The sequence below is a fragment of the Streptomyces sp. NPDC050485 genome, from assembly GCF_044458185.1.
Lineage (GTDB): Bacteria > Actinomycetota > Actinomycetes > Streptomycetales > Streptomycetaceae > Streptomyces.
On record NZ_JBITHR010000003.1, the window covers coordinates 338,495 to 361,691 of the forward strand.

At 72.9% G+C, this 23,197-nt stretch carries 21 protein-coding genes and 1 riboswitch; of the genes, 13 read left to right on the forward strand and 8 right to left on the reverse strand.

What is annotated here, in order from left to right; translation table 11 throughout:
• The first annotated feature begins 6 nt into the window (after nucleotides 1-6).
• The 3 genes from ACIBK6_RS08150 to ACIBK6_RS08160 are packed head-to-tail and all read left to right on the forward strand — an operon-like array spanning nucleotide 7 to nucleotide 4,840.
• Nucleotides 7-1,017 (forward strand): AAA family ATPase, encoded by a 1,011-nt coding sequence (locus ACIBK6_RS08150; RefSeq protein WP_399049808.1) that lies wholly within the window; start codon nucleotides 7-9, stop codon nucleotides 1,015-1,017.
• A complete protein-coding gene (locus tag ACIBK6_RS08155; RefSeq protein ID WP_399049810.1) occupies nucleotides 1,017-2,375 on the forward strand; it encodes a DUF58 domain-containing protein in 1,359 nt (452 codons plus the stop codon). Before ACIBK6_RS08150 ends, ACIBK6_RS08155 begins: the two co-directional genes overlap by 1 nt.
• A complete protein-coding gene (locus tag ACIBK6_RS08160; RefSeq protein WP_399049812.1) occupies nucleotides 2,372-4,840 on the forward strand; it encodes a transglutaminaseTgpA domain-containing protein in 2,469 nt (822 codons plus the stop codon). Before ACIBK6_RS08155 ends, ACIBK6_RS08160 begins: the two co-directional genes overlap by 4 nt.
• 116 nt (nucleotides 4,841-4,956) lie before the next feature.
• Here ACIBK6_RS08160 and ACIBK6_RS08165 read toward each other — a convergent pair whose 3' ends face one another.
• From ACIBK6_RS08165 to ACIBK6_RS08175, 3 genes are all read right to left on the reverse strand, one after another.
• On the reverse strand, nucleotides 4,957-5,346 hold the full coding sequence (locus tag ACIBK6_RS08165; RefSeq protein ID WP_399049813.1) for a DUF3040 domain-containing protein: 390 nt from the start codon (nucleotides 5,344-5,346) through the stop codon (nucleotides 4,957-4,959).
• Between the two features lie 276 nt (nucleotides 5,347-5,622).
• Nucleotides 5,623-6,381, reverse strand: coding sequence for a class I SAM-dependent methyltransferase (locus tag ACIBK6_RS08170; RefSeq protein WP_399049814.1), 759 nt, complete (start codon nucleotides 6,379-6,381; stop codon nucleotides 5,623-5,625).
• 180 nt (nucleotides 6,382-6,561) lie between these two features.
• On the reverse strand, nucleotides 6,562-7,113 hold the full coding sequence (locus tag ACIBK6_RS08175) for an SAV_6107 family HEPN domain-containing protein (protein ID WP_399049816.1): 552 nt from the start codon (nucleotides 7,111-7,113) through the stop codon (nucleotides 6,562-6,564).
• Nucleotides 7,114-7,314: 201 nt separating this feature from the next.
• On the opposite strand from ACIBK6_RS08175, the gene ACIBK6_RS08180 reads away from it, so the two are divergent.
• The 5 genes from ACIBK6_RS08180 to ACIBK6_RS08200 all read left to right on the forward strand — a co-directional run bounded on the left by ACIBK6_RS08180 (nucleotide 7,315) and on the right by ACIBK6_RS08200 (nucleotide 13,242).
• Nucleotides 7,315-8,094, forward strand: a complete 780-nt coding sequence (locus tag ACIBK6_RS08180; RefSeq protein ID WP_399049818.1) for an ATP-binding cassette domain-containing protein — start codon at nucleotides 7,315-7,317, stop codon at nucleotides 8,092-8,094.
• Complete coding sequence (locus tag ACIBK6_RS08185; RefSeq protein ID WP_399049820.1) at nucleotides 8,066-10,150, forward strand: YhgE/Pip family protein; 2,085 nt, start codon at nucleotides 8,066-8,068, stop codon at nucleotides 10,148-10,150. Before ACIBK6_RS08180 ends, ACIBK6_RS08185 begins: the two co-directional genes overlap by 29 nt.
• Before the next feature lie 11 nt (nucleotides 10,151-10,161).
• On the forward strand, nucleotides 10,162-10,770 hold the full coding sequence (locus tag ACIBK6_RS08190; RefSeq protein WP_329465629.1) for a TetR/AcrR family transcriptional regulator: 609 nt from the start codon (nucleotides 10,162-10,164) through the stop codon (nucleotides 10,768-10,770).
• A gap of 303 nt (nucleotides 10,771-11,073) precedes the next feature.
• Complete coding sequence (locus ACIBK6_RS08195; protein ID WP_399049823.1) at nucleotides 11,074-11,691, forward strand: DUF4126 domain-containing protein; 618 nt, start codon at nucleotides 11,074-11,076, stop codon at nucleotides 11,689-11,691.
• 39 nt (nucleotides 11,692-11,730) lie between these two features.
• Complete coding sequence (locus ACIBK6_RS08200) at nucleotides 11,731-13,242, forward strand: phytoene desaturase family protein (RefSeq protein WP_399049824.1); 1,512 nt, start codon at nucleotides 11,731-11,733, stop codon at nucleotides 13,240-13,242.
• A gap of 42 nt (nucleotides 13,243-13,284) precedes the next feature.
• On the opposite strand, the gene ACIBK6_RS08205 is transcribed toward ACIBK6_RS08200, so the two are convergent.
• From ACIBK6_RS08205 to ACIBK6_RS08225, 5 genes are all read right to left on the reverse strand, one after another.
• A complete protein-coding gene (locus tag ACIBK6_RS08205; protein ID WP_399049826.1) occupies nucleotides 13,285-14,184 on the reverse strand; it encodes a hypothetical protein in 900 nt (299 codons plus the stop codon).
• 61 nt (nucleotides 14,185-14,245) lie between these two features.
• Entirely contained in the window at nucleotides 14,246-15,163 is a 918-nt protein-coding gene (gene metF / locus ACIBK6_RS08210) for a methylenetetrahydrofolate reductase [NAD(P)H] (protein WP_399049828.1), read from the reverse strand.
• Between the two features lie 160 nt (nucleotides 15,164-15,323).
• Nucleotides 15,324-15,974, reverse strand: coding sequence for a thiamine phosphate synthase (gene thiE, locus ACIBK6_RS08215; RefSeq protein WP_399049830.1), 651 nt, complete (start codon nucleotides 15,972-15,974; stop codon nucleotides 15,324-15,326).
• A 109-nt stretch (nucleotides 15,975-16,083) separates the two neighbouring features.
• Nucleotides 16,084-16,449, reverse strand: coding sequence for an Rv2175c family DNA-binding protein (locus ACIBK6_RS08220; protein WP_399049831.1), 366 nt, complete (start codon nucleotides 16,447-16,449; stop codon nucleotides 16,084-16,086).
• Between the two features lie 147 nt (nucleotides 16,450-16,596).
• The gene (locus ACIBK6_RS08225; RefSeq protein ID WP_399049832.1) at nucleotides 16,597-17,817 is read right to left on the reverse strand and encodes an NAD(P)/FAD-dependent oxidoreductase; all 1,221 of its coding nucleotides are present in this window, start codon (nucleotides 17,815-17,817) and stop codon (nucleotides 16,597-16,599) included.
• A 119-nt stretch (nucleotides 17,818-17,936) separates the two neighbouring features.
• Nucleotides 17,937-18,049, forward strand: a riboswitch (TPP riboswitch).
• On the opposite strand from ACIBK6_RS08225, the gene thiO reads away from it, so the two are divergent.
• The 5 genes from thiO (at nucleotide 18,047) to ACIBK6_RS08250 (ending at nucleotide 23,197) form a co-directional block, all read left to right on the forward strand.
• Nucleotides 18,047-19,228, forward strand: a complete 1,182-nt coding sequence (thiO, locus tag ACIBK6_RS08230; protein WP_399049834.1) for a glycine oxidase ThiO — start codon at nucleotides 18,047-18,049, stop codon at nucleotides 19,226-19,228. It overlaps the preceding riboswitch by 3 nt.
• Entirely contained in the window at nucleotides 19,225-19,425 is a 201-nt protein-coding gene (thiS, locus tag ACIBK6_RS08235) for a sulfur carrier protein ThiS (protein ID WP_399049836.1), read from the forward strand. The genes thiO and thiS overlap by 4 nt, the downstream gene beginning before the upstream one ends.
• A gap of 6 nt (nucleotides 19,426-19,431) precedes the next feature.
• The gene (locus tag ACIBK6_RS08240; protein WP_399049837.1) at nucleotides 19,432-20,226 is read left to right on the forward strand and encodes a thiazole synthase; all 795 of its coding nucleotides are present in this window, start codon (nucleotides 19,432-19,434) and stop codon (nucleotides 20,224-20,226) included.
• Between the two features lie 140 nt (nucleotides 20,227-20,366).
• Nucleotides 20,367-22,334 (forward strand): Stk1 family PASTA domain-containing Ser/Thr kinase, encoded by a 1,968-nt coding sequence (gene pknB / locus ACIBK6_RS08245; RefSeq protein ID WP_399049839.1) that lies wholly within the window; start codon nucleotides 20,367-20,369, stop codon nucleotides 22,332-22,334.
• A gap of 11 nt (nucleotides 22,335-22,345) precedes the next feature.
• Complete coding sequence (locus ACIBK6_RS08250; protein WP_399049841.1) at nucleotides 22,346-23,197, forward strand: deoxyribonuclease IV; 852 nt, start codon at nucleotides 22,346-22,348, stop codon at nucleotides 23,195-23,197.

The window sequence follows — 23,197 nt, forward strand, 5'->3', positions numbered from 1 at the left end:
GGCCGGGTGACGACCTATGACGATCGAGCGAGCCTCACAGATCTGACCGCCACAGCGGAGCGTGTCCGCGGGTCGGTGGAGAGTGTGATCGAGGGCAAGCCCGAGGTCGTACGGCTTTCGCTGACCGTACTGCTCGCGGAAGGGCACCTCCTGATCGAGGACGTGCCCGGCGTGGGCAAGACCATGCTGGCCAAGACGCTGGCCAGATCCATCGACTGCTCGGTCCGGCGCATCCAGTTCACGCCGGACCTGCTGCCGTCGGACATCACCGGCGTGTCGATCTACGACCAGCAGCGGCGGGACTTCGAGTTCAAGCCGGGCGCGATCTTCGCCCAGATCGTGATCGGCGACGAGATCAACCGCGCCTCGCCCAAGACGCAGTCCGCGCTCCTGGAGTCCATGGAGGAGCGGCAGGTCACCATCGACGGGCAGACCTACGAACTGCCCAGCCCCTTCATGGTCGTCGCCACCCAGAACCCGGTGGAGATGGAGGGCACCTACCCCCTGCCCGAGGCGCAGCGCGACCGGTTCATGGCCCGCGTGTCGATGGGCTACCCGACGCCCGAGGCCGAGCTCCAGATGCTCGACGTGCACGGCGCCGTCTCCCCGCTCGACGACCTCCAGCCGGTGGCGCACGCCCATGACATCGTCAAGCTGATCGACGCGGTCCGCGGCGTGCACGTCGCCGACGCGGTGCGGCGGTACGCGGTGCAGCTGGTCGGCGCGACCCGCAACCACCCGGATCTCAGACTCGGCGCCTCGCCGCGCGCCACGCTCCACCTGCTGCGCGCGGCGAAGGCGTCCGCCGCCCTGAGCGGCCGCGAGTACGCGCTGCCCGACGACGTCCAGGCGCTGGCCGTCGCGGTCCTCGCACACCGGCTGCTGCCCACCGCGCAGGCCCAGCTCAACCGGCGCACCGCCGAGCAGGTCGTCCTGGAGATCCTCCAGCGCACGCCCGTTCCGCAGGCCGGGAATCCGGTGTACGGCCAGCAGCCGCCCGGCGCCCGGCGGCTGTGATGGCGGCCGGGGAGCCTGCCGCGGAGGAACAGGCCAGGGGCGGGCCGTGGGCCGCCCTGTCCGGACTCACCACCCGCGGCCGCTCCTTCCTCGCGGCGGGCGTCGCCGCCGCCGTCTGCGCCTTCGTGCTCGGACAGGAGGACCTGCTCCGGGTCGGTCTGCTGCTCACCGTGCTCCCGTTGGTCTGCACGGTGGTGCTCTACCGGACCCGCTACCGGGTGGCCGGCAGCCGCCGCCTGGTCCCCGGCCGGGTTCCGGCCGGCTCCGAGGCCCGGGTCCAGCTGCGGGTCGACAACGTCTCCCGGCTGCCCACCGGTCTGCTGATGCTCCAGGACCGGGTGCCGTACGTCCTCGGTCCGCGCCCTCGTTTCGTGCTCGACCGGGTCGAGGCGGGCGGCAAGCGCGAGGTGTCCTACCGGGTCCGCTCCGATCTGCGCGGGCGCTATCCGCTCGGGCCCTTGCAGCTGCGGCTCACCGACCCCTTCGGGATGTGCGAGCTGACCCGCGCGTTCAGTGCGTACGACACGCTCACCGTCATCCCCAGGACCGAGCCGCTGCCGCCGGTGCGGCTGTCCGGCGAGGCCGCCGGGTACGGCGACGGACGGCACCGCTCGCTGGCGCTCGCCGGTGAGGACGACGTCATTCCGCGCGGCTACCGGCACGGCGACGACCTGCGCCGGGTGCACTGGCGCTCCACCGCGCGCTACGGCGAGCTGATGGTGCGCCGCGAGGAGCAGCCGCAGCGGGCCCGGTGCACCGTGCTGCTCGACACCCGGGAGACCGCGTACGCGGGCGCGGGTCCCGACTCGGCCTTCGAATGGGCGGTCTCGGGCGCGGCGTCCGCACTGGTGCACATGCTGGAACGGGGCTTCTCCGTACGGCTGTTGACCGACACGGGCAGTTCGGTGCCGGGCGACGGAGCCGGCGGGTTCGCCGGTTCCACCCAGGACTCCTCCGACTCGGCCGGGCTGATGATGGACACCCTCGCGGTCGTCGACCACTCCGACGGCGGCGGCCTGTCGCGCGCGTACGACGTGCTGCGCGGCGGCAACGAAGGGCTGCTCATCGGGTTCTTCGGCGACCTCGACGAGGAACAGGCCGCGGTCGCGGCGAAGATGCGGCGGCGCAGCGGGGCGGCGGTCGCCTTCGTGCTCGACAGCGGGCGGTGGATGCACGGCGCCGCGGAGCGCGGCCCCGTCGAGGAGCGGCTGCGGCTGCTGCGCGAAGGGGGCTGGACGGCGCTCGCGGTGGAGCCGGGCGCGGCCCTGCCCGAGCTGTGGCGCCTCGCGGGCCGGCAACGTACGAACGCGGGAGCGGCGCCCGGCGGCGCTTCCGGCACGGTAGGGGGATGGTCATGAGCGGGCGCGGACGGCTGGCGCTGTGCGCCTACGCGGCCACGGTGATGGCGGCGTGCTCGATGCTGCCGCTGGTCAGCCCGGCGACCTGGATCCTCCAGGCCGCCATCCTGCTCGCGATCCTGAGCGGGGTCGGCGCGCTGGCCCGGCGGGTGCCGCTGGCGCGGCCGCTGACGGTGCTCGCGCAGGCCGTGGTGGCGCTGCTCACGCTGACGCTGGTGTTCGCGCGCGAGCAGGCGATCGCCGGGGTGCTGCCGGGGCCGGACGTCTTCGAGCGGTTCAACTTGCTGCTCCAGCAGGGCAGTTCGGATGTCGGCCAGTACGCGATCCCGGCGCCGACCACCCCGGGCATCCGGCTGATGCTGGTGGGCGGGGTGCTGGTCATCGGTCTCGCGGTGGACGCGCTCGCGGTGACGTTCCGCAGCGCGGCCCCGGCGGGCCTGCCGCTGCTCGCGCTGTACTCGGTGGCCGCGGGGCTCTCCGAGGGCGGCGCGAGCTGGCTCTGGTTCGTCCTGGCGGCCGTGGGCTATCTGCTGCTCCTGCTCGCCGAGGGCCGCGACCGGCTGTCGCAGTGGGGCCGGGTCTTCGGCGGGGCCGCGCGGGCGCCCGGGCGGCCCGCGCAGGGCGTGTTCGAGAGTGCGGCGCCGCTGGCTCCGGTCCGTACCGGGCGGCGCATCGGGGTGCTCGCGCTCGGCATCGCGCTGGTGATCCCGGCGATGCTGCCCGCGCTGGACAGCGGGCTGCTCGGCGGCAGCGGCGGCACCGCGGACGGTGACGGAAACGGCGGCACCATCTCCGCGGTCAACCCGCTGGTGTCGCTGCAGAACAGCCTCAACCAGCCCCAGGACCGCGAGGTGCTGCGGTACAACACCAACGCCCAGGACACCAAGGGGATGTATCTGCGGATCGTCGCGCTCGACGAGTTCGACGGGGCGTCCTGGAAGTCCTCGGAGCGCCGCATCAAGGACGTACCCGATCCGCTGCCGAGGCCGGACGGGCTGAGCCCGTCGGTCAGCACCACCGAGGTGCAGACGAGCATTTCGGCGGCGGGCTGGTACGCGCAGAACTGGCTGCCGATGCCGTTCCCCGCGACCCAGGTCAAGATCAAGGGCGACTGGCGGTTCGAGCCGGTCGGCCGGACCCTGGTCGGCGACCGCAAGCAGACGACCCGGGGTGCGCAGTACACGGTCGGCAGCCTCCTTGTGCAGCCGACGGCGGCTCAGCTGGCCAACGCCCCGGCGCCGCCCTCCGCTCTCCTGACGGAGTACACCCGGGTCCCGGACTCGCTGCCCTCCGTGGTGGGCGCCACCGCCCGGCAGGTGACCAGCGGTGCCGCGAACAACTACGCGAAGGCCGTCAAGCTGCAGGACTGGTTCTCCACCAGTGGCGGCTTCACGTACAACACCCAGGTGCAGTCGGGCAGCGGCACCGAGGCGATAGCCAACTTCCTCAAGGAGAAGGAGGGTTTCTGCGTCCACTTCTCCTTCTCGATGGCCGCGATGGCCCGGACGCTGGGCATACCCGCCCGGGTCGCGGTCGGCTTCACGCCGGGCGTGCCGCGCGCGGACGGCACGATGTCGGTGGGCCTGCGCGACGCGCACGCCTGGCCCGAGCTGTACTTCGAGGGCGTGGGCTGGACCCGCTTCGAGCCGACGCCGACCCGGGGCTCCGTCCCCGACTACACCCGGCAGCAGGCTCCGTCGGGCAGCCCGAGCAGCCCGGCCCAGCCGACCAAGAGCGCCTCGGCCCAGCCCTCGGCGACGCCGTCCGCCGCGGACTCCTGCCCGCCGAGCGCACGCCGCCTCGGCGACTGCGGGCCTTCGGCGGCGGCCGGGGTGGCGGGCCCGACGGACCGCGGCCCCTCGGCATCGACGCTGGTCGGTACGGCCCTCGCAGTGGTGGCACTGCTGGTGCTGCCACTGCTGCCGCTGCTGTGGCGCAGGCGGGTACGGGCCCGGCGGCTCGGCTCCGGCGGCCGGACCCCGGCCGACGCGGTGGCCCGTACGCTCGCCGCCTGGCAGGAGATCACCGACACGGCCTGGGACCACGGCATCCCGCCCGACGAGTCCCAGACGCCCCGGAAGGCGGCGGCGCGGGTGGTGCGGCTCGGCCGGCTCGACGGCGCGGCGGCGGAGTCCGTCCACCGTGCGGCGGGCGCGGTGGAGCAGGCGCTGTACGCACCGCATCCCCAGCCGACGCCGGGCCTGGTGGACGATGTGACCCGGGTGGCGGCGGGGCTCCGCGCAGCAGCGGGCCGCTGGGCCACCCTGCGCGCGATTCTCGCCCCGCGCTCAGCTGTCCGGGTGATCTGGACCCTGTCGCTCCACTGGGAGACGACAACGGCCCGGGTCGCGGAGCGGGCCCAGGGGCTGGCGAGCACATTCCAGGGGCTGGTGGGCACCTTCAAGCCCCTCCGGCGTTTGAGAAGCGGGGGTCCGGGGGCGGAGCCCCCGGGCGGTGCTGGGTGACCGGCCATCCCGTTCGGCACCGGACAAGGCAACCCCCGGCCAGCACCGGACATGCCTGAGGGGCGGCCACCTCATAAAGGTGACCGCCCCTCAGTTCAGGTCAGAAGGGGGCGGGGCTAGCGCCCCTCATCGCGGCGCCGCTGCCAGCGCTGCTCGATCCGGTCCATCACCGAGCGCCGCTGCCGGGCCTGCCGAGGTGCGGCCGAACCGCCCGCACGCGCCTGTTCACCGGGACGCGGCGCCTTGCGCCAACCAGTCACCGCGAGCACCGCACATCCGAGCATGACGAGGAATCCCACCACGCTGATCCAGATCTGCTGCGCGACCATTCCTGCCATGAGGAGCGCGATACCCACCAAGAAGCCGACGACCGCCTGGTAGACCCGTCGCCGGGTGTACGTACGCAGCCCGCTTCCCTCAAGCGCTGTCGCGAACTTGGGATCTTCGGCGTACAGCGCTCGCTCCATCTGCTCGAGCATGCGCTGCTCGTGCTCCGAGAGCGGCACGGAGTCCTCCTACTCGTCGGTCGCGGGGGGCGACCGGATGCGGCCCCTTCAGGATAGGCAGGGAATCGCCCCCGTGAAACCCGCCCTCTACGCCAATTCGCCAGCCGGGCCGCCACGGCGGTTCGGCTGTGGAGATTCAATTCCCCATGCGCCGATCCGTCATGCCGGACGGTGTCCACCGATCATACGGGGCGAAGCCGCCGATCGGGGGGCCTGTGGCGTACTCCATGCGGCACAGCGTCCCTGATCAGCCCGCCGACGGCCGCGCGAGCGAGGTCAGCCGCGCTTCTCGCCCAGTACGTGCAGTTGGGTGGCGACGGCGTGAAAGGCGGGCAGCTCGGCGGCGGCGGCCTCCAGCTTGAGGAGCGCGTCCAGGGCGCCGGGCTCGGTGTCCACCAGGACTCCGGGAACCAGGTCGGCGAAGACCCGCACCCCGTGGACCGCCCCGGCGGTGGCCCCGGCCCCGGCGACCAGCTCGACGAGCTGCTCGGCGGTGAACCGGTGCGGCACCGGGTCGCCCGCGCCCCAGCGGCCCGCCGGGTCGGAGAGCGCGTGGCGGGCCTCGGTGAAGTGCCCGGCGAGCGCCCGGGAGAGCACCGCGCCGCCGAGCCCGGCGGCGAGCAGGCTGAGCGCGCCCTCGGGCCGCAGCGCGTCCACCGCGTTGCGCACGCCTTCCGCCGGGTCCTCGACGTACTCCAGGACCCCGTGGCACAACACCGCGTCGTAGCCGCCGCGCTCGACCACGTCGAAGAGGCCGAGGACGTCGCCCTGGACTCCCTGCACCCGCTCGGCGGCGCCCGCCTCGGCGGCCCTGCGCTCCAGCGCGAAGAGCGCGTTGGGGCTGGGGTCGACCACGGTGACCCGGTGGCCGAGGGCGGCCAGCGGCACCGCGAAGTTGCCGGAGCCGCCACCGGTGTCCAGGACGTCCAGGGCCTCCCGCCCGGTCGCCTTGACCCGACGGTCGAGCGCTTCCTTGAGGACCTCCCAGACCACGGCGGTACGGAGGGAGGCGCGGGGGCGCATGGGGTCCGACACGGCAGTTGACTCCTCGGCGCGGTGCCGCCGCGGACGGCGGGGCGGGAAAGGTGAAGACGCGTCCACCCTAATGGGACGTGAGGGGGCGGCCCGTCATGCCTGGCTCCACCCCGTGCCATGAGCGCCGGCAAGAGAGCGGGCCCGGGCCGTCGCTGCGGCGCAGGGCCGGGGCCGTCGCCGTCAGCCCGTCCCCCGTTCCGCCTCCGGCGCTTGGGACCTGGGCTGGGGCAGCACCGGCTGGAGGACCAGCATCCGCTCGACCAGGCGCAGGAACATCGCCGCGTCGCGGAGCAGGTCGTCGGCGTCCCGGGTGGTGGCCGCGCCCTGGATGCCGGCCTCGGCGCGGGCCCGCCGGTGCGCCCCCGAGGCGAACAGGGCGCTCCACTCGGTCAGTTCGGGCGCTATTTCCGGCAGCACTTCCCAGGCGCTGCGGATGCGTTGGCGGCGGCGCGGGTTGGTCTCGGGGCGGCCGCGGGCGGCGAGGACGGCGGCCGCGGTGCGCAGGGCGGCCAGGTGAGCCGTCGCGTACCGCTCGTTGGGGGCATCGAGGACGGCTGCCTCGTCCAAGCCGCCGCGGGCCTGGGCGAGCAGATCGAGGGCCGCGGGCGGTGCGCCCGCCCGGCGCGGCACCGGATGGACGTCGTTCGCGAGACCGCCCGCCGGACCGTTCAGTGAGGGGGCAGGGCTGCTTGCGCGGCGCCGGGGTGCGGCTGCTGCGGGGGAGCTGGCCATGACGAACCTCCTGTCGTCGTGTGACGGCACTGTGGCCGTATGTGTCCATCGTGAGGGGCACCACTGACAATCGACCCGGATCCCGCCCTGACCTGCCGCTTTGCCTCGCATACAGGTTCGGGCTATCTTTTGTACTGACCAGTCAGTTCAAAAGATGGGGCCGGGTTTCCGGCCCGGGGGACGCGCACAGCAGGGGGGAACGTGGACAGCCCGCACGCGGATGAAACCGGCGCGGCGATACGCGCCGAGGGCTTCGGCCTCAAGGGGCCGCGCGGCTGGGCCTTCCGGGGGGTCGGCATCGACGCCGCACCCGGCTCGCTCGTCGCCGTCGCGGGGCCGTCCGGCTCGGGCCGGACCGCCCTGCTGCTCGCGCTCACCGGCCGGATGAAGCCTGCCGAGGGGCGGGCCGAGGTCGCCGGCCTCCCGCTGCCCCGGAAGATGGCGGCCGTCCGGCGGATCAGCGCGCTCGCCCATGTGCCCGGGGTCAGCGAACTCGACCCGGCGTTCACCGTCGCCGAGCACCTGCGCGAGCGGGTCATGCTGCAGCGCCGCTACGACGGTTCGGTGCGGGCGCTGCTGCGCTCCCCCGCCGAGCGCCGGGCCGAGGCCAGTGCCCGCATCGCCGACGCGCTGGCCGCGGCGGGGCTCGGCCCCGCCTCGCTGCCCAAGCGCGAGCACACCTCCGTACGCGATCTGGAGCGGCTTGAGGCGCTGCGGCTGTCGGTGGCGCTCGCGCTGATCGGGCGGCCCCGGCTGCTGGCCGTCGACGACACCGACCTGAAGCTGTCGGACGCCGAGCGCACCGCCGCCTGGGCGCTGCTGCGCTCGGTCGCCGACGCGGGCACCACCGTGCTCGCCGTGTGCAGCCAGCCGCCCGCCGAGGCCGACATCACCGTACGGACGACAGAGGCGGCCACCGAGGACGGGGCCACGAACGAGGAGGGGGCGGCAGATGCGTTCGCCACGACTGGCAGCGCTTGAGCTGAAACGGTTCGGCAGGGGGAAGCTGCCGCGCGCCGCACTCGTCGCGCTGCTCCTGCTGCCGCTGCTGTACGGCGCGCTCTACCTGTGCTCGTTCTGGGACCCCTACAGCCGTCTCGACCGGATCCCGGTGGCGCTGGTCAACGAGGACAAGGGGGCGAGCGCCGCCGGGCAGCAGCTCCACGCGGGCGACGAGATCAGCAAGAAGCTGCTCACCAGCAAGACCTTCGAGTGGCACGAGGTCAGTGCCGCCGATGCGGGCAAGGGCCTTGAGAAGGGCAGGTACTACCTGTCGCTGACGATGCCCGCCGACTTCAGCAGGAGGATCGCCTCCAGCTCCGGGGACTCCCCCGAGACGGGCGCACTCCAGGTGCGGACCAACGACGCGAACAACTACATCGTCGGCTCGATCTCCCGGACGGTGTTCTCCGAGGTGCGCGCCGCCGCCTCCACCAAGGCGTCGCGGTCGTTCCTCGACAAGATCTTCATCTCGTTCGCCGATCTCCACGACGCGACCGAGAAGGCCGCCAAGGGCGCGGGCGACCTGGAGGACGGGCTCGGCAAGGCCAAGGACGGCTCCAAGAGCCTGGCCGACGGGCTCAAGGACGCCAAGGACGGCAGCGGCAAACTGGCCGGCGGCATCGCGGAGCTCGACACCGGTTCGGGCACCCTGGCGAAGGGCGCCCAGCAGGTCGCCGACGGCACCCAGCGGCTCGCGGACGAGGCCAACGGCGCGGCCGCCCAGGCACGCCCGTACCTCAAGGACAACGGGAAGGCCGTCGGGGACTCGGCCAGGCTCCTCGCGGACTCGATCCCGCCGGTGCGCGACAACCTCGCGAGGATCATCGAGCTCGCGCCCGCCGCTGCGACCGGCACGCGCAACGCCTCCAAGGACCTCGACGCCGTCTACCAGCAGCTCTGTGTGGACACGGCCACGACAGGCCCGGTCTGCCCGAAGCTGCAGGAGGCCAAGAAGGCGATGGCCACCGGCGCGACCCTTACCGAGGACGTCAACGACCTTGTCAAGGACCAGGGCGGTGATTTCAAGAAGCTCGACAAGAGCCTCGAAGACCTCCAGACGAAGGCCAGGGACCTGGCCGCGAAGGCACCGGCCCTCTCCGGCGACCTGGAGACGAAGATCGCCGACATCAACAAGCTCAACAAGGGCGCGCAGGACGTCGCCCAGGGCGCGGCCGACATCCACGCCGGTCTGGGCAGCGCCAAGACGGGTTCCACCGACCTCGACTCGGGTGTCGGCAAGCTGAAGAAGGGCGCGGGCGCCCTGGACGGCGGAATCCTGAAGCTCTCCGACGGCTCCGTCCAGCTCGCGACCGGCCTGCACGACGGCGTCGGGCAGATCCCCGACTACGACAAGCAGGCCCGCGACCAGCGCACCGACGTGATGTCCGACCCGGTCAAGCTGGCCTCGCAGGCGCTGCACAAGGCGCCCAACTACGGCACCGGATTCGCCCCGTACTTCATCCCGCTCTCCCTGTGGGTGGGCGCGATGGTCGCGTACATGCTGATCCAGCCGCTCAACCGGCGGGCGCTGGCCGCCGGCGCCTCGGCCTGGCGGATCGCGTTCGCGGGCTGGCTGCCGGTGGCGGCCGTCGGGGTGCTCCAGATCGCCGCGCTGATGTCGGTCCTGCACTTCGGGCTCGGGCTCGAAATGCAGCGGACCGCCGGGACGCTCGGCTATCTGGCCCTGACCTCCTGCTGCTTCGCGGCGATCGTGCAGTGGCTGAACGCCAAGTTCGGGGCGGCCGGACGCATCCTGGTGCTCGCCGTCCTGATGCTCCAGCTGACGTCGGCGGGCGGCACCTATCCCGTCCAGACGAGCCCCGCGTTCTTCAACGCCATCCACCCCTATCTGCCGATGAGTTACGTGGTCGACGGGCTGCGCAGGCTGATCACCGGCGGCGATCTGGGAGTGGTCTGGCAGGGCTGCACCGTCCTGGTGGCATTCACCGCGGGCGCCCTCGCGCTGACCGCGCTGTCCGCCCGGCAGAAGCAGGTGTGGTCCCTGGACCGGCTGCACCCCGAGCTGAGCCTGTGAGAATCGACGCCATGGACAGCAGCAGCACCAGACGGCAGGCGACCCGGCAGAAGCTCTACGAAGCGGCCGTGACGCTCATCGCCGAGCAGGGGTTCTCGGCCACCACCGTGGACGAGATCGCGGAGCGGGCCGGCGTCGCCAAGGGGACGGTCTACTACAACTTCAAGAGCAAGACCGAGCTCTTCGAGGAGCTGCTGCGGCACGGCGTGGGTCTGCTGACCGCGTCTTTGCAGGCGGCCGCGGATGAAACCGCCGAGCGGGGTGGCACCAAGGTCGAGGCCCTTGACGCGATGATCCGGGCCGGCCTGGGCTTCATCCACCGCTATCCGGCCTTCACCCAGCTGTACGTGGCCGAGCTGTGGCGCACCAACCGCGCCTGGCAGTCGACCCTCCTGGTGGTGCGCCGGGAGGCGGTGGCCGTGGTCGAGACGGTGCTGCGGGACGCGGTGGCGGCGGGCGAACTGAGCGAGGAGATCGACATTCCGCTGACGGCGGCCGCGCTGGTCGGGATGGTCCTGGTGGCCGCGCTCGACTGGCAGGCCTTCCAGAGCGAGCGCTCCCTGGACGACGTCCACGCGGCGCTGTCAAGGCTGCTGCACGGGCGGGTCAGCGGACGCTAGCGGGTACCGCGAACGCCGTACGAGCAACAAAAGTGCGCCGGGCCGGTGCGGTTCGATCCCCCAGAACCGCACCGGCCCGGCGCTTCCCCCGTACGCTCCCCCCGTACCTCCTCACGTCCGGGGAGCCGCGCCGGTTCCGCCGCCCCGTGCCGGCGGTGCCCGCGCCGCGCCCCTTCCGCGGCCTCCACTCTCCCGTCCGCGCAGCTGGGAACCCATCCGCACACCTACTCATCTCGCCTTCTAGGTACGGATACTCAGACGTCCGCGCTCAACCTCAGCCGGAAGCGGTTTACGATCACGTCCGTGTCCGTACTCCCCCTCGTGTTCACCAGCGGCTGGGCGAGCGGGGTCAACGCGTACGCGGTGGTCCTGCTGCTCGGCATCTTCGGCGCCACCGGTCTCACCGACGACGTGCCCGGAGCGCTCCAGCGGCCCGATGTCCTGATCGTGGCCGGCGTCCTGTTCCTCTGCGAGGCGGTCGCGGACAAGATCCCGTACGTCGACTCGGTCTGGGACTCCGTGCACACGGTGATCCGGCCGGTCGCGGGCGCCGTGGTCGGGGCGCTGCTCGCCGGGCAGAACGGTTCGCTGCCGGACCTCGCGGCGGGCGCGGTGGGCGGCTCGACCGCGCTCATGAGCCATCTGGTGAAGGCCGGGACGCGGATGGCGGTGAACACCTCACCCGAGCCGTTCAGCAACATCGCGCTGAGCGTGGCAGAGGACCTGGGCGTCGCCGGGATCATAAGCTTCGCGATCTTCCACCCGCTCGCGGCGGCCGTGATCGCGGGCACGCTGCTGGCGCTGGGCATCGTGATACTGGTCGTGCTGTGGCGGAAGATCCGCCGTTTCCGGCGGCGCAGGGCGCAGCGCCGGGAGGAGAAGCGGCTGGCCGCGGCGGGGGTTCACCGGCCGCCGGAGTGAGAGCCTGTGTTGTCAGTGGCGGCGGTTAAGGTCGCAGACATGGCACGGATTGCGGTGATCGGCGCCGGTGCGGGCGCCATGGCGGCTGCTGCCCGGCTGGCCGTCGTAGGCCACCGGGTGACGGTGTACGAGCGCTCGTCAACTTACGGCGGCGCGCTGGGGCGGTTCGCGCGGGACGGGTTCGTCTTCGACACCGGCCCCGGTCTGCTGCGGCTGCCCGCGGTCTACCGCGACCTGTTCGTGAAGACCGGCAAGGAGCCGCTGGAGAGCTGCGTCGAGCTCGCCCCGGTGGACCCGGCCGCGCGCCACCTGTTCGCCGACGGTACGGACGTGTCGCTGCCCAACGCCTCGCGCGCGGGCGTGGTTTCCGCGCTGGACGCGGCGCTGGGGGCGGGGGCGGGTGAGCGCTGGGGTGAGTTCCTGGGCCGGGCCAGGGAGACCTGGGACCGCACCCGCAGGCCGCTCCTGGAGGAGCCGCTGTGGCCCGACTGGCAGGTGCTCGCCCGCGATCCCTACCCGGCACTGAAGCAGCGCAGGCTGCTGCGTCCGCCCCGGCAGGCGGACACGCTCGGCGAGGTCGCCGCGTGGGAGCTGGGCGGGGGCCGGCTCGCCGCGCTCCTGGAGAGCTACGCCCTGGAGTACGGTCTGGATCCGCGCACGGCCCCCGCGGCCGCGGCCGTGCTGCCGTACATGGAGCAGACCTTCGGCAGTTGGTACGTGCGCGGCGGCATGCGGGAGCTGGCGCGCGCGGTGTACGAGCGCTGTGCGGCCAGGAAGGTCGAGTTCGTCTTCGGCGCCGAGGTGCGGGGCGTACGGGAGAAGGACGGCCGGGCCGCGGGTCTGGAGCTCGCCGACGGCACCGTCGTGGAGGCCGATCACGTGGTGTGCGGGGTGGATCCGCGGGCCCTCCAACCGATGCTGCCCGGCCGGGAGTTGTGGGGATCCGGGCGGGTGCGCCCCTCCGCCGGGGGCGCGCCGAGCCGCTTCTCGGTGCTGCTCGCCCTGCGCGGCGGGCGCCCGGCGGACGCCGCGCACCGCACGGTGGTGCACTCCCCGGACGCGGCGGCCGAGGCCCGTGCGGGGTTCACGGGCCCGCATGCCGCGCCCCCCACGGTCACGGTCCTGCGCCCCGACGATCCGACGGTGCGGCCCGACGACGACCACGAGGCGGTGACGCTGACGGCGACGGTCGCACCGCACGGGCCGGTCGACTGGAGCGAGGGGGCGCTGGTCCGGCGGTACACGGACGATCTGATCGCGGCCGCCGTACGGGCCGTGCCCGATCTGCGGGAGCGGCTGCTGTGGCACGAGGCGCGCACCCCGGTGCACCTGGCGCAGGCGACCGGCGCCGAAGGCGGTTCCGTGCCCGCGCCCTCACTGGCCGGAGCCATGGCCGGATTCCTGCACCCGTCCAACACCACCGGTCTGCCGGGGCTCCATCTGGCGGGCGGCTGGGCGCATCCCGGCGGCGGGCTCGCGCAGTCCGGGATGTCGGGCGCGCTGGTCGCCGGGCTGATCGTGGAAGGAGAGGACTTCCGGGGCTCGCAGTGAACCCCGGGCCGGGCTCACCAGCGCTGGGCCCGCCCGGCTCGGTCAGTAGCGGTACGGCTGCTGCTCGGGGTGGTTCGGCAGGTCCGGGTTGCCCGGGTTGCCCAGGTGGTTCGGGTGGTTGGGGTCGTACGGCTGCTGGACCTGCTGCTCGTACGGGGCGTACAGCTGCTCCCCCTCGCGCTGCTGGGGCACCCACACCCCGCCGGGCGGGGTGTCCATGCCGTACTGGGCGGTGAGCGGGTCCGGATAGGGCTGCTGCTGGCCGCCGAAGCTGTCGTAGCCGCTGTACGTGCCGTACACCTGGCCGCCGTTGCCGATGTACGGGTCGGAATAGGCGGCGTACTGCTGCTGCCCGGCGCCCGTGTCGTACTGCGGGGCGTAGGGATCGGCGTAGGGATCGGCGTACGGCTGCTGCGGGTCGTAGGCGCCGTACTGGTGCTGCGCCTCGGTCTGCGGTGCGGGGTGGTAGACGCCGTACTGGCCGGTGTCGTCGGGCATCGGCTGCGGCTCGTACACGGAGTCGTGGTGATCGATGTGATCGGCGTGATCGGTGTGCAGGGTCTCGCCGTTCGCGTCCGGGGAACCGGCCGCGGCCGTTTCCTCGTACTGGAGGTCCGAGACTTCCAGGACCGGCTCGGGGGCGGGGGCGGACTTCCGGCCGGACCTGCGGCGGCGGCTCGCGCCCGGCCTGCCGCCGAGCGCCCAGCCGGTGGAGAAGCCGCGCCGGAAGGACAGGGTGACGTACACCTGGCCCACGGCGAAGGCGATCGCACCCAGGATGATCACGAAGACCGACGGGATCAGGACACCGATCACCACACCGAGGAATCCGGTGAAGGCGAGCAGCCGCCAGCGCAGCCGCGCCTTGTACTGCAGCAGCACCTCACCGAGCAGCCACAGCGCGACGATTCCGAACGCGATGTAGAGGACCGTCCAGCCCATGTACGTCCCTCTTCTCCTGTCCCGGGTGCAGCTGTCCCCTGACCCCGGTACCACTCACCGGCTACGCCCGCTGGTGCAGACCGAGATTCTCGTAGATTTCGAGCGTCGCCGTGGAGTTGTTGAGGGTAATGAAGTGCAACCCGGGTACACCATCGGCGAGCAGCCGCGAACAGAACTCCGTGGCGAACTCGATTCCAATGGAGCGTACAGCGGCCGGATCGTCCTTGACTGCCAGCATCCGGTCCCGGAGGGCCTCCGGGAAGGCGGCGGTGCTGAGTTGGGGCAGTCGTTCCAGCTGCTTCACGCTGGTCACGGGCATGACCTCGGGGATGATCGGGGTCTCGCAGCCGGCCGCCGAGACCCGGTCGCGCAACCGCAAATAGTTCTCGGGCTCGAAGAACATCTGCGTGATGGCGTAGTCGGCGCCCGCGCGGCACTTGTCCACGAAGTACCGGATGTCGGAATCCCAGTCCTGTGACCGCGGATGCATCTCGGGGAAGGCCGCGACGCCGACGCAGAAGTCTCCGGACTCCCGGATGAGCGCGACGAGTTCGGCCGCGTACGTCACACCCTGGGGGTGCTTGACCCACTCGCCCATCGGGTCGCCCTTGGGGTCGCCGCGCACCGCGAGGATGTTGCGGATCCCGGCGTCGGCGTACTGGCCGACGGTGTGGCGCAGTTCGGCCACCGAGTGCCCGACGGCGGTGAGGTGGGCGACCGGGGTGAGGGTGGTGTCCTCGGTGATCTGCTGGGTGGCCTCGACGGTGCCGGTGCGGGTGGAGCCGCCGGCGCCGTACGTCACCGAGACGAAGTCGGGGGCGACCGCTTCTACCCGGCGCAGCGCGTTCCAGAGGTTCCGCTCGCCCTTCTCCGTCTTGGGCGCGTAGAACTCGAAGGAGTACGTGGTCTCGCCGGTCGCGAGCATGTCGCGCACGGTCCGTGCGCGATCCGTCCTGGTGGAAGCTGTGCCAAGGGCCATACTCGCAGGTTAGCCAGGGGTGTCCGGTCCCCCAACAGGACTGGGGTAATTTGTCCGCATTGTCGGATTCTTGTCCACGCCTCGGACAGCACTCGGACAGCACTCGGGCATCCGACCCCGTCCAGGATCCCACTGGCCCGGGCCTGCCCGGCGGACCGGTCTAGCCGAGCCGCTCCCTGACCCGCTTGGCGAGATCGGCGGCGGCCGCGGCGGGGTCGTCGGCCTCGGTGATCGCCCGGACGACGACGACCCGGTCGGCGCCCGCGTCCAGGACCTCGTCCAGATTGCCCGCGTCGATCCCGCCGATCGCGAACCAGGGCCGGTCGGTGCCGAGCGAGGCGGTGTAACGCACCAGGTCCAGGCCCGGGGCGTGGCGGCCCGGCTTGGTCGGGGTGGGCCAGCACGGGCCCGTGCAGAAGTAGTCCACTCCCGGCTCGGCGGCGGCCGCGGCGGCCTCCTGCTCGGCGTGGGTGGATCGGCCGATCAGCACCTGCTCGCCCAGGACGGCCCGGGCGGCGGGCACCGGCAGATCGCCCTGGCCCAGGTGCAGCACGTCCGCGCCGATGGCGTGTGCCACATCGGCCCGGTCGTTCACCGAGAGGAGCTTGCCGTGCCGCCGGCAGGCGTCCGCGAAGACGGCCAGATGGTCCAGCTCCTCGGCGGCCTCCAGGCCCTTGTCCCGCAGCTGCACGATGTCCACGCCGGACGCCAGCACGGCGTCCAGGAACTCGGGCAGGTCGCCCTGGCGCTTGCGCGCGTCCACGCACAGGTAGAGCCGGGCGTCGGCGAGCTGCTCACGGGCCGTGGGCATGGAAGGTCCCCCGTTGTGTTCGTGTTCGGCCGCGCCGCGGTGCACGGGCCGGTTCGGAACCGGACCGTACACCGCGGCCTGTCGGGGCTGGTCGGTGGGCTCGTTCAGATCACAGGGCGAGCGCCTGGGCGCGGCGCTTCACCTCCGTGCCGCGATTCTCGCTGAGGGCCTGCGCGGGGGTGCCGGGCAGGGTCGGGTCGGGAGTGAAGAGCCACTCCAGCATTTCTTCGTCGGAGAAGCCGTCGTCCCGCAGCAGGGTCAGGGTGCCGGCGAGCCCCTTGACCACCTTGTCGGTGTCAATGAAGGCGGCCGGCACCTGGAGCGCCCGGTTCTCACCGCGGCGTACGGCGATGAGCTGGCCCTCCTTGACCAGCTGCCGTACGCGCGTCACCTCCACGTCCAGCATCTCCGCGATGTCGGGGAGGTAGAGCCAGGCGGGGACGAGAGCATCAATCTTTGCGTCAATCTCGGTCACGGTCCAAGCGTGCCACCTCCCACTGACAGTCGGTACCTGGGTGGTCCCGTCCGGCTACCCGGGGGCTGTGCCCCCGGCCCCCTCCGTTTCCCGTCCGTCCGCCTTTCGCCTGCGGGCCGTGCGCTGACGGGGCAGATTTCTGCGGCGCTACCGCGCCGCCCCCTTCAGCGGAACCGACGGATCCGCCACCCTCTCGGCGTTCAGCGGCATCGCCGACTCGATCAGTTTGCGGCCCTGGGCCAGGTCGCGGGGGCGGCCCACGGCCAGTACGGCCACCAGTGCTTCGTCGCGGAGCCAGCAGACGGACCAGGAGGGCGTTGCCGGGTCGCCACGCCAGATCAGGTCGTCGGCGTCGGTGTGGTGGCCCGCGTACTGGACGAAGCGGCCGAACTGCTCGGACCAGAAGTACGGGACCGGGTCGTAGTCGGCGGCCGCCTCGCCCACGATGTCGGCGGCGACCGTGCGCGGGCCCTGCAGCGCGTTGTCCCAGTGGTGGACGAGCAGCCGCTCGCCGAAGCGGGCCGAGGGGAACGAGGCGCAGTCGCCGACCGCGTACACATCGGGCAGCGAGGTGCGCAGCCGGGCGTCCGCGGTGATCGCTCCCTCGGGGCCGAGCGCGATGTCCGAGCCGGCCAGCCAGCCGGTCGCGGGTCGGGCGCCGATGCCGATGACCACGGCGTCGGCGGGCAGCGCGCGGCCGTCGGCGAGCTGCACCTCGCCCGGCACGACCGCCCGGACCCGGGCGCCGGTGAGGAGTTCGGCGCCGGACTCGGCGTACCAGTCGGCCATGGGGGCGGCGACCTCGGCGGGCAGCACCCCGGCCAGCGGGCGGTCGGCGGCCTCGACCACGGTGACCGCGCAGCCCGCGTCACGCGCGGCGGTGGCGAACTCCGCGCCGATCCACCCGGCTCCCACGACCACGATCCGGTGCCGCTGGTCGAGGACCGGGCGCAGCCGCCGGGCGTCGTCCAGCGTGCGCAGCAGGTGGACGCCGGGCACGCCCGCGCTGCCGGGCAGCGTGAGGGGTTCGGCGCCGGTGGCGATGACCAGGGTGTCGTACCCGACCTCGCCGCCCTCCGTCACCACCCGGTGCTCGGCGGGGCGCACCCCGGTCACTTCCAGGCCGAGGCGCAGCTCCACGTCGAGCGCCTCGAAGTCCACCTCGAAGGCCGAGCCCTCGGCCTTGCCGAGCAGCACCGCCTTGGAGAGCGGGGGGCGGTCGTAGGGCTGGTGGGGTTCGGCGCCGATGAGGGTGATGGCTCCGGCGAAGCCCTGTTCGCGCAGGGCCACCGCGGTCTGCACGCCGGCCATGCCCGCGCCGACGACGACCACGTGCCGCGCTTCGGAATGCGTCTGCTGTTCGCTCACCCGATCACCATAAGCATCTGATGAATCGTCAGGTAAGGGGTTCCGGCCGAGCGCGCGCTCCCGCACCGCCCCGACGCTCCCTTACTGCGGGTTGGGAGCTGGGGCTATGGTGGCAGGCGTAAAGCACTCGCGGGAGCCCGGACGCACCGGGCTGAGAGGGAGGCTGGGCGGCCTCCGACCGTACGAACCTGATCCGGGTCATGCCGGCGAAGGGAGGGGCTGGACGCCCATGCGTTCTTCTCGAAAGGGATCCGCCGAAGGGTCCGACGTCCTCGTGGTCGGGGGCGGCATCATCGGGCTCGTCACCGCCTGGCGGGCCGCCCAGCGCGGCCTCGGTGTCGTGCTCGCCGACCCCGAACCGGGCGGCGGGGCCGCCCAGGTCGCGGCCGGGATGCTCGCCGCCGTCACCGAACTGCACTACGGCGAGCAGACCCTGCTCGCCCTCAACGTCGAGTCCGCCCGCCGCTACCCGGCCTTCGCGGCCGAGCTGACGGACGTCACGGGCCTGGACACCGGCTACCGCGCCTGCGGCACCCTGGCCGTGGCGCTCGACTCCGACGACCGCGCCCACCTGCGGGACCTGCACGCGCTCCAGGTCCGTTCCGGCCTGGAGTCGGAGTGGCTGTCCGGGCGCGACTGCCGCCGTCTGGAGCCCATGCTCGCGCCGGGCGTGCGCGGCGGGCTCCGGGTCGACGGCGACCACCAGATCGATCCGCGCAGGCTCGCGAAGGCGCTGGTCGCCGCCTGTACGCGGGCCGGGGTGCGGTTCGCGTACGGCTGGGCCGAGCGGCTCTCGGTGGTACGGGACCGGGCCGCCGGCGTCGTTCTGGCGGACGGCACCGAGCTCGCCGCCGACCAGGTCGTGCTCGCCGCGGGCAGCCTCAGCGGCAGGCTGGCGGGCCTACCGGAAGAACTGCTTCCGCCGGTACGTCCCGTGAAGGGCCAGGTCCTGCGGCTGACCGTGCCGCCCGCGTACGCGCCCTTCCTGTCCCGCACCGTGCGGGCGGTGGTGCGGGGCGGCGAGATCTATCTCGTACCGCGGGAGAACGGCGAGCTCGTCGTCGGCGCCACCAGCGAGGAGCTGGGCTGGGACACCACGGTCACCGCGGGCGGGGTCTACGAGCTGCTGCGCGACGCGCACGAGCTGGTGCCCGGGATCACCGAGCTGCCGCTCACCGAGACCCGGGCCGGACTGCGCCCCGCCTCCCCCGACAACGCGCCCCTGCTCGGCCCGACCGCGCTGCCCGGGCTGCACCTCGCCACCGGGCACTACCGCAACGGCGTGCTGCTCACCGCGGTCACCGGCGATGTCATGGCGCACGTCCTGACCACCGGTGAACTGCCCGACGAGGCACGCCCGTTCACCCCCCGACGCTTCACCTGCGCACCCCAGGAGCTGACGACCGCATGACCATCTCCGTCAACGGCGAGCCCCGCGCGCTCGCCCCCGGGACCACCCTCGACGCCCTCGTCGCCACCCTCACCCCGGCCCGCTCCGGTGTCGCCGCCGCCGTCAACGAGGCGGTCGTGCCGCGCGGCGCCTGGCCGACGACCACGCTCGGCGACGGCGACCGCGTCGAGGTCCTCACCGCCGTGCAGGGAGGCTGAGCCGCCATGGCCGACGACCCGCTGACCATCGCCGACACCGCCTTCGGCTCGCGCCTGATCATGGGCACGGGCGGGGCGCCCAGCCTCGACACCCTGGAACGCGCGCTCATCGCGTCCGGCACCGAGCTGACGACGGTGGCGATGCGCCGCCTCGATCCCACCGTGCAGGGCTCGGTCCTGTCCGTACTGAACCGGCTGGGCATCCGGGTGCTGCCCAACACCGCGGGCTGCTTCACCGCGGGCGAGGCCGTGCTGACCGCGCGGCTGGCCCGCGAGGCGCTCGGCACCCACTGGGTGAAGCTGGAGGTCGTCGCCGACGAACGCACCCTGCTCCCCGATCCGATCGAACTGCTCGACGCCGCCGAGGTGTTGGTGGACGACGGGTTCACGGTGCTGCCCTACACCAACGACGACCCGGTGCTCGCCCGGAAGCTGGAGGACGTGGGCTGCGCGGCGATCATGCCGCTCGGCTCCCCCATCGGTTCCGGCCTCGGCATCCGCAATCCGCACAACTTCGAGCTGATCGTGGACCGGGCGGGCGTCCCGGTGATCCTCGACGCGGGCGCGGGCACCGCCTCCGACGTCTCACTCGCGATGGAGCTGGGCTGCTCCGCGGTGATGCTGGCCTCGGCGGTGACCCGGGCGCAGGAGCCGGTCCTGATGGCCGAGGCGATGCGGCACGCGGTGGAGGCGGGGCGGCTCGCCCACCGCGCGGGCCGCATCCCGCGCCGCCACTTCGCCGAGGCGTCCTCCACGATGGCCGGCCGGGCCGCGCTGGACCCGGAACGGCCCGCGTTCTAGCCCTATCCAGCCTTTCCTGGCCGCGGACCCAGCCTTTCCTAGCCCTTTCTGGCCGGTCCGCGTCACAGCTCGGCTTCAGTACGGGCCCGGGTCCGCCCGCGGCGTCCGGGTCCCCGGGCGCCGCTCGTAAACTCTCCCCCGTGGATACGACCCTTCATGACCCCCTCGTCGGGCAGGTGCTCGACGGCCGCTACCGCGTCGACGCGCGCGTCGCCGTCGGCGGTATGGCCACGGTCTACCGGGCCGTCGACACCCGCCTCGACCGGGTGCTCGCCCTCAAGGTGATGCACCCGGGCCTCGCCGCCGACGCCTCCTTCGTGGAGCGCTTCATCCGCGAGGCCAAGTCGGTCGCCCGGCTCGCGCACCCCAATGTGGTCGGCGTCTTCGACCAGGGCGCGCAGGGCCAGTACGTCTACCTCGCGATGGAGTACGTCGCGGGCTGCACCCTGCGCGACGTACTGCGCGAGCGCGGCGCGCTCCAGCCGCGCGCGGCCCTCGACATCCTGGAGCCGGTGCTGGCCGCGCTCGGCGCCGCGCACCGGGCCGGTTTCGTACACCGGGACATGAAGCCGGAAAACGTCCTGATCGGCGACGACGGCCGGGTCAAGGTCGCCGACTTCGGCCTGGTCAGGGCGGTGGATTCGGTCACGAACACGACCGGCTCCGTCCTCGGCACCGTCTCCTACCTCGCCCCCGAGCAGATCGAGCACGGCACCTGTGACACCCGCGCCGATGTGTACGCCTGCGGTGTCGTCCTGTACGAGATGCTGACCGGCACCAAGCCGCACAGCGGGGACACCCCCGCCCAGATCCTCTACGCCCACATCCACGAGGGCGTGCCCGCGCCGTCCGCGGCCGTGCCCGGCCTCGCCCTGGAGCTGGACGAGCTGGTCGCCGCGGCGACCGCCCGCAACCCCGACGTCCGCCCGCACGACGCGGTGGCCCTGCTCGCGCAGACCCGCACGGCCCGCGCCGCGCTCGGCGACGAGCAGCTGGACGCGGTCCCGCCGGGCGCGCGCGCCGCGGCCGCGGGCCCCGGTTCCGAGGACCGTACGAGTGTGATCCCGCGGGCCGTGACGACGCCGGCCGGCCCGGCGGCCGGGCCGCTGCCGCCCGAGTCGGCGCGGTCCGAGCCCGTCAACCGCACCAGCCGGCTGATCATGCCGCAGCGCATCGAGGACGAGCCGGAGCCCGCGCCCCGCAGGCCGCGCGGGGGCGGCAACCGGCGCGGGCTGATCGCGCTGGTGGCCGCGCTCGTCATGATCCTGGGCGTCGGCGCCGGCGTCTGGTACATCAACTCCGGCCAGTTCACCCGCGTTCCGGCCCTCATCGGCCAGAGCGAGGACGCGGCGAAGAAGAAGCTGTCGAACGCCGGGCTCGATGTGAAGAAGGTCGACCGGCAGTTCAGCGACACCGTCGAGCGCGGCCAGGTCATCGGGACCGACCCGGCCACCGGCGCCCGCATCCGCGGCAACGGCTCGGTGACGCTGATCGTTTCGCGCGGCCCGGCGACGGCGCAGGTGCCCAAGCTGGACGGGCTGCCGCTCGACCAGGCGAAGAGCGAGTTGCAGAAGGCGGGCTTCGCGCCCGGCGACACCACGACCGAGTTCAGCGATTCCGTGGCCCAGGGCTCGGTGATCCGCACCAGCCCGGCCGCGGGCATCCAGCGCCACACGGACACGGCCGTCGCGCTGGTCGTCAGCAAGGGCGCCCCGGTCGATGTGCCCGTTGTCGTGGGTGACACCGTGGACGCGGCCACCGCCGCCCTCCAGGGCGCCGGGCTCAAGGTCGTCGTCGCCCCCGACCAGGTCAACTCGCCGCAGGACGCGGGCAAGGTGGCCGCGCAGTCCGCCGCCGAACACGCCCAGCTCGCCAAGGGCGACACGGTGACGCTGACCGTCTCCAAGGGCCCCCGGATGATCACCGTGCCCAAGGTGACCGGAGAGAAGGCCGCCGACGCCCAGAAACAGCTGGAGGGCGCGGGCTTCAAGGTGAAGGTCGACCGCAGCTTCCCGTTCCTCAGCGACGAGGTCTCCGCCCAGTCCGTCAACGGCGGCGCCCAGGCCCCCGAGGGCTCCACGATCACCATCACCACCAAGGGACTGTAGGTAGCCACCCCATGCGCAACCCCATCGGCGGCCACGTGCCCGTGGCCGGCGGCCTCGCCACGACCGGACTCGCCTACGCGCGCGAGATCGGCGCCGAGACCGTGCAGGTCTTCGCCGCCAACCCGCGCGGCTGGGCCACCCCCGTCGGAAACCCCGCCCAGGACGAGCAGTTCAGGGCCGAGTGCGCCGAGGCCTCGATCCCGGCGTACGTCCATGCCCCCTACCTGATCAACTTCGGCTCGCACACCGAGGCGACGGCGGAGAAGTCGGTGGAGTCGCTGCGGCACTCGCTGCGCAGGGGCCGAGAGATCGGCGCACTCGGCGTGGTCGTGCACACCGGCTCGGCGACCGGCGGCCGGCCGCGCGCCGAGGCACTCGCGCAGGTACGCACCCATCTGCTGCCGCTGCTCGACGAACTGACCCACGACGACGACCCGTTCCTGCTCCTGGAGTCGACCGCCGGGCAGGGCTTCTCGCTGTGCTCGCGCACCTGGGACTTCGGCCCGTACTTCGCGGCCCTGGACTCCCACCCCAAGCTGGGCGTCTGCCTGGACACCTGCCACATCTACGCGGCCGGGCACGATCTCGCCGGGCCGGACGGGATGAAGCAGACCCTGGACCTCCTGGTGGAGACCGTGGGCGAGGGCCGGCTGAAGCTGATCCACGCCAATGACTCCAAGGACGTGGCCGGTGCACACAAGGACCGCCACGAGAACATCGGCTCCGGACACATCGGCGCCGAGCCGTTCCGCGAACTGCTCGCCCACCCGTCGACCGAGGGCGTACCGCTGGTCATCGAGACGCCGGGCGGCAAGGAAGGTCACGCGGCGGACGTGGCACGGCTGAAGTCGCTGCGCGCGTAG

Excerpts from the sequence above, each read along its gene's own strand:
- ACIBK6_RS08155 (WP_399049810.1), top strand. The coding sequence starts at position 1,017 with ATGGCGGCCGGGGAGCCTGCCGCGGAGGAACAGGCCAGGGGCGGGCCG.
- thiS (WP_399049836.1), top strand. The coding sequence starts at position 19,225 with ATGACCATCTCCGTCAACGGCGAGCCCCGCGCGCTCGCCCCCGGGACC.
- ACIBK6_RS08240 (WP_399049837.1), top strand. The coding sequence starts at position 19,432 with ATGGCCGACGACCCGCTGACCATCGCCGACACCGCCTTCGGCTCGCGC.
- ACIBK6_RS08250 (WP_399049841.1), top strand. The coding sequence starts at position 22,346 with ATGCGCAACCCCATCGGCGGCCACGTGCCCGTGGCCGGCGGCCTCGCC.
- ACIBK6_RS08200 (WP_399049824.1), top strand. The coding sequence starts at position 11,731 with ATGGCACGGATTGCGGTGATCGGCGCCGGTGCGGGCGCCATGGCGGCT.
- ACIBK6_RS08190 (WP_329465629.1), top strand. The coding sequence starts at position 10,162 with ATGGACAGCAGCAGCACCAGACGGCAGGCGACCCGGCAGAAGCTCTAC.
- ACIBK6_RS08160 (WP_399049812.1), top strand. The coding sequence starts at position 2,372 with ATGAGCGGGCGCGGACGGCTGGCGCTGTGCGCCTACGCGGCCACGGTG.
- thiE (WP_399049830.1), bottom strand. The coding sequence starts at position 15,974 with ATGCCCACGGCCCGTGAGCAGCTCGCCGACGCCCGGCTCTACCTGTGC.
- ACIBK6_RS08185 (WP_399049820.1), top strand. The coding sequence starts at position 8,066 with ATGCGTTCGCCACGACTGGCAGCGCTTGAGCTGAAACGGTTCGGCAGG.
- thiO (WP_399049834.1), top strand. The coding sequence starts at position 18,047 with ATGCGTTCTTCTCGAAAGGGATCCGCCGAAGGGTCCGACGTCCTCGTG.
- ACIBK6_RS08175 (WP_399049816.1), bottom strand. The coding sequence starts at position 7,113 with ATGGCCAGCTCCCCCGCAGCAGCCGCACCCCGGCGCCGCGCAAGCAGC.
- ACIBK6_RS08205 (WP_399049826.1), bottom strand. The coding sequence starts at position 14,184 with ATGGGCTGGACGGTCCTCTACATCGCGTTCGGAATCGTCGCGCTGTGG.
- metF (WP_399049828.1), bottom strand. The coding sequence starts at position 15,163 with ATGGCCCTTGGCACAGCTTCCACCAGGACGGATCGCGCACGGACCGTG.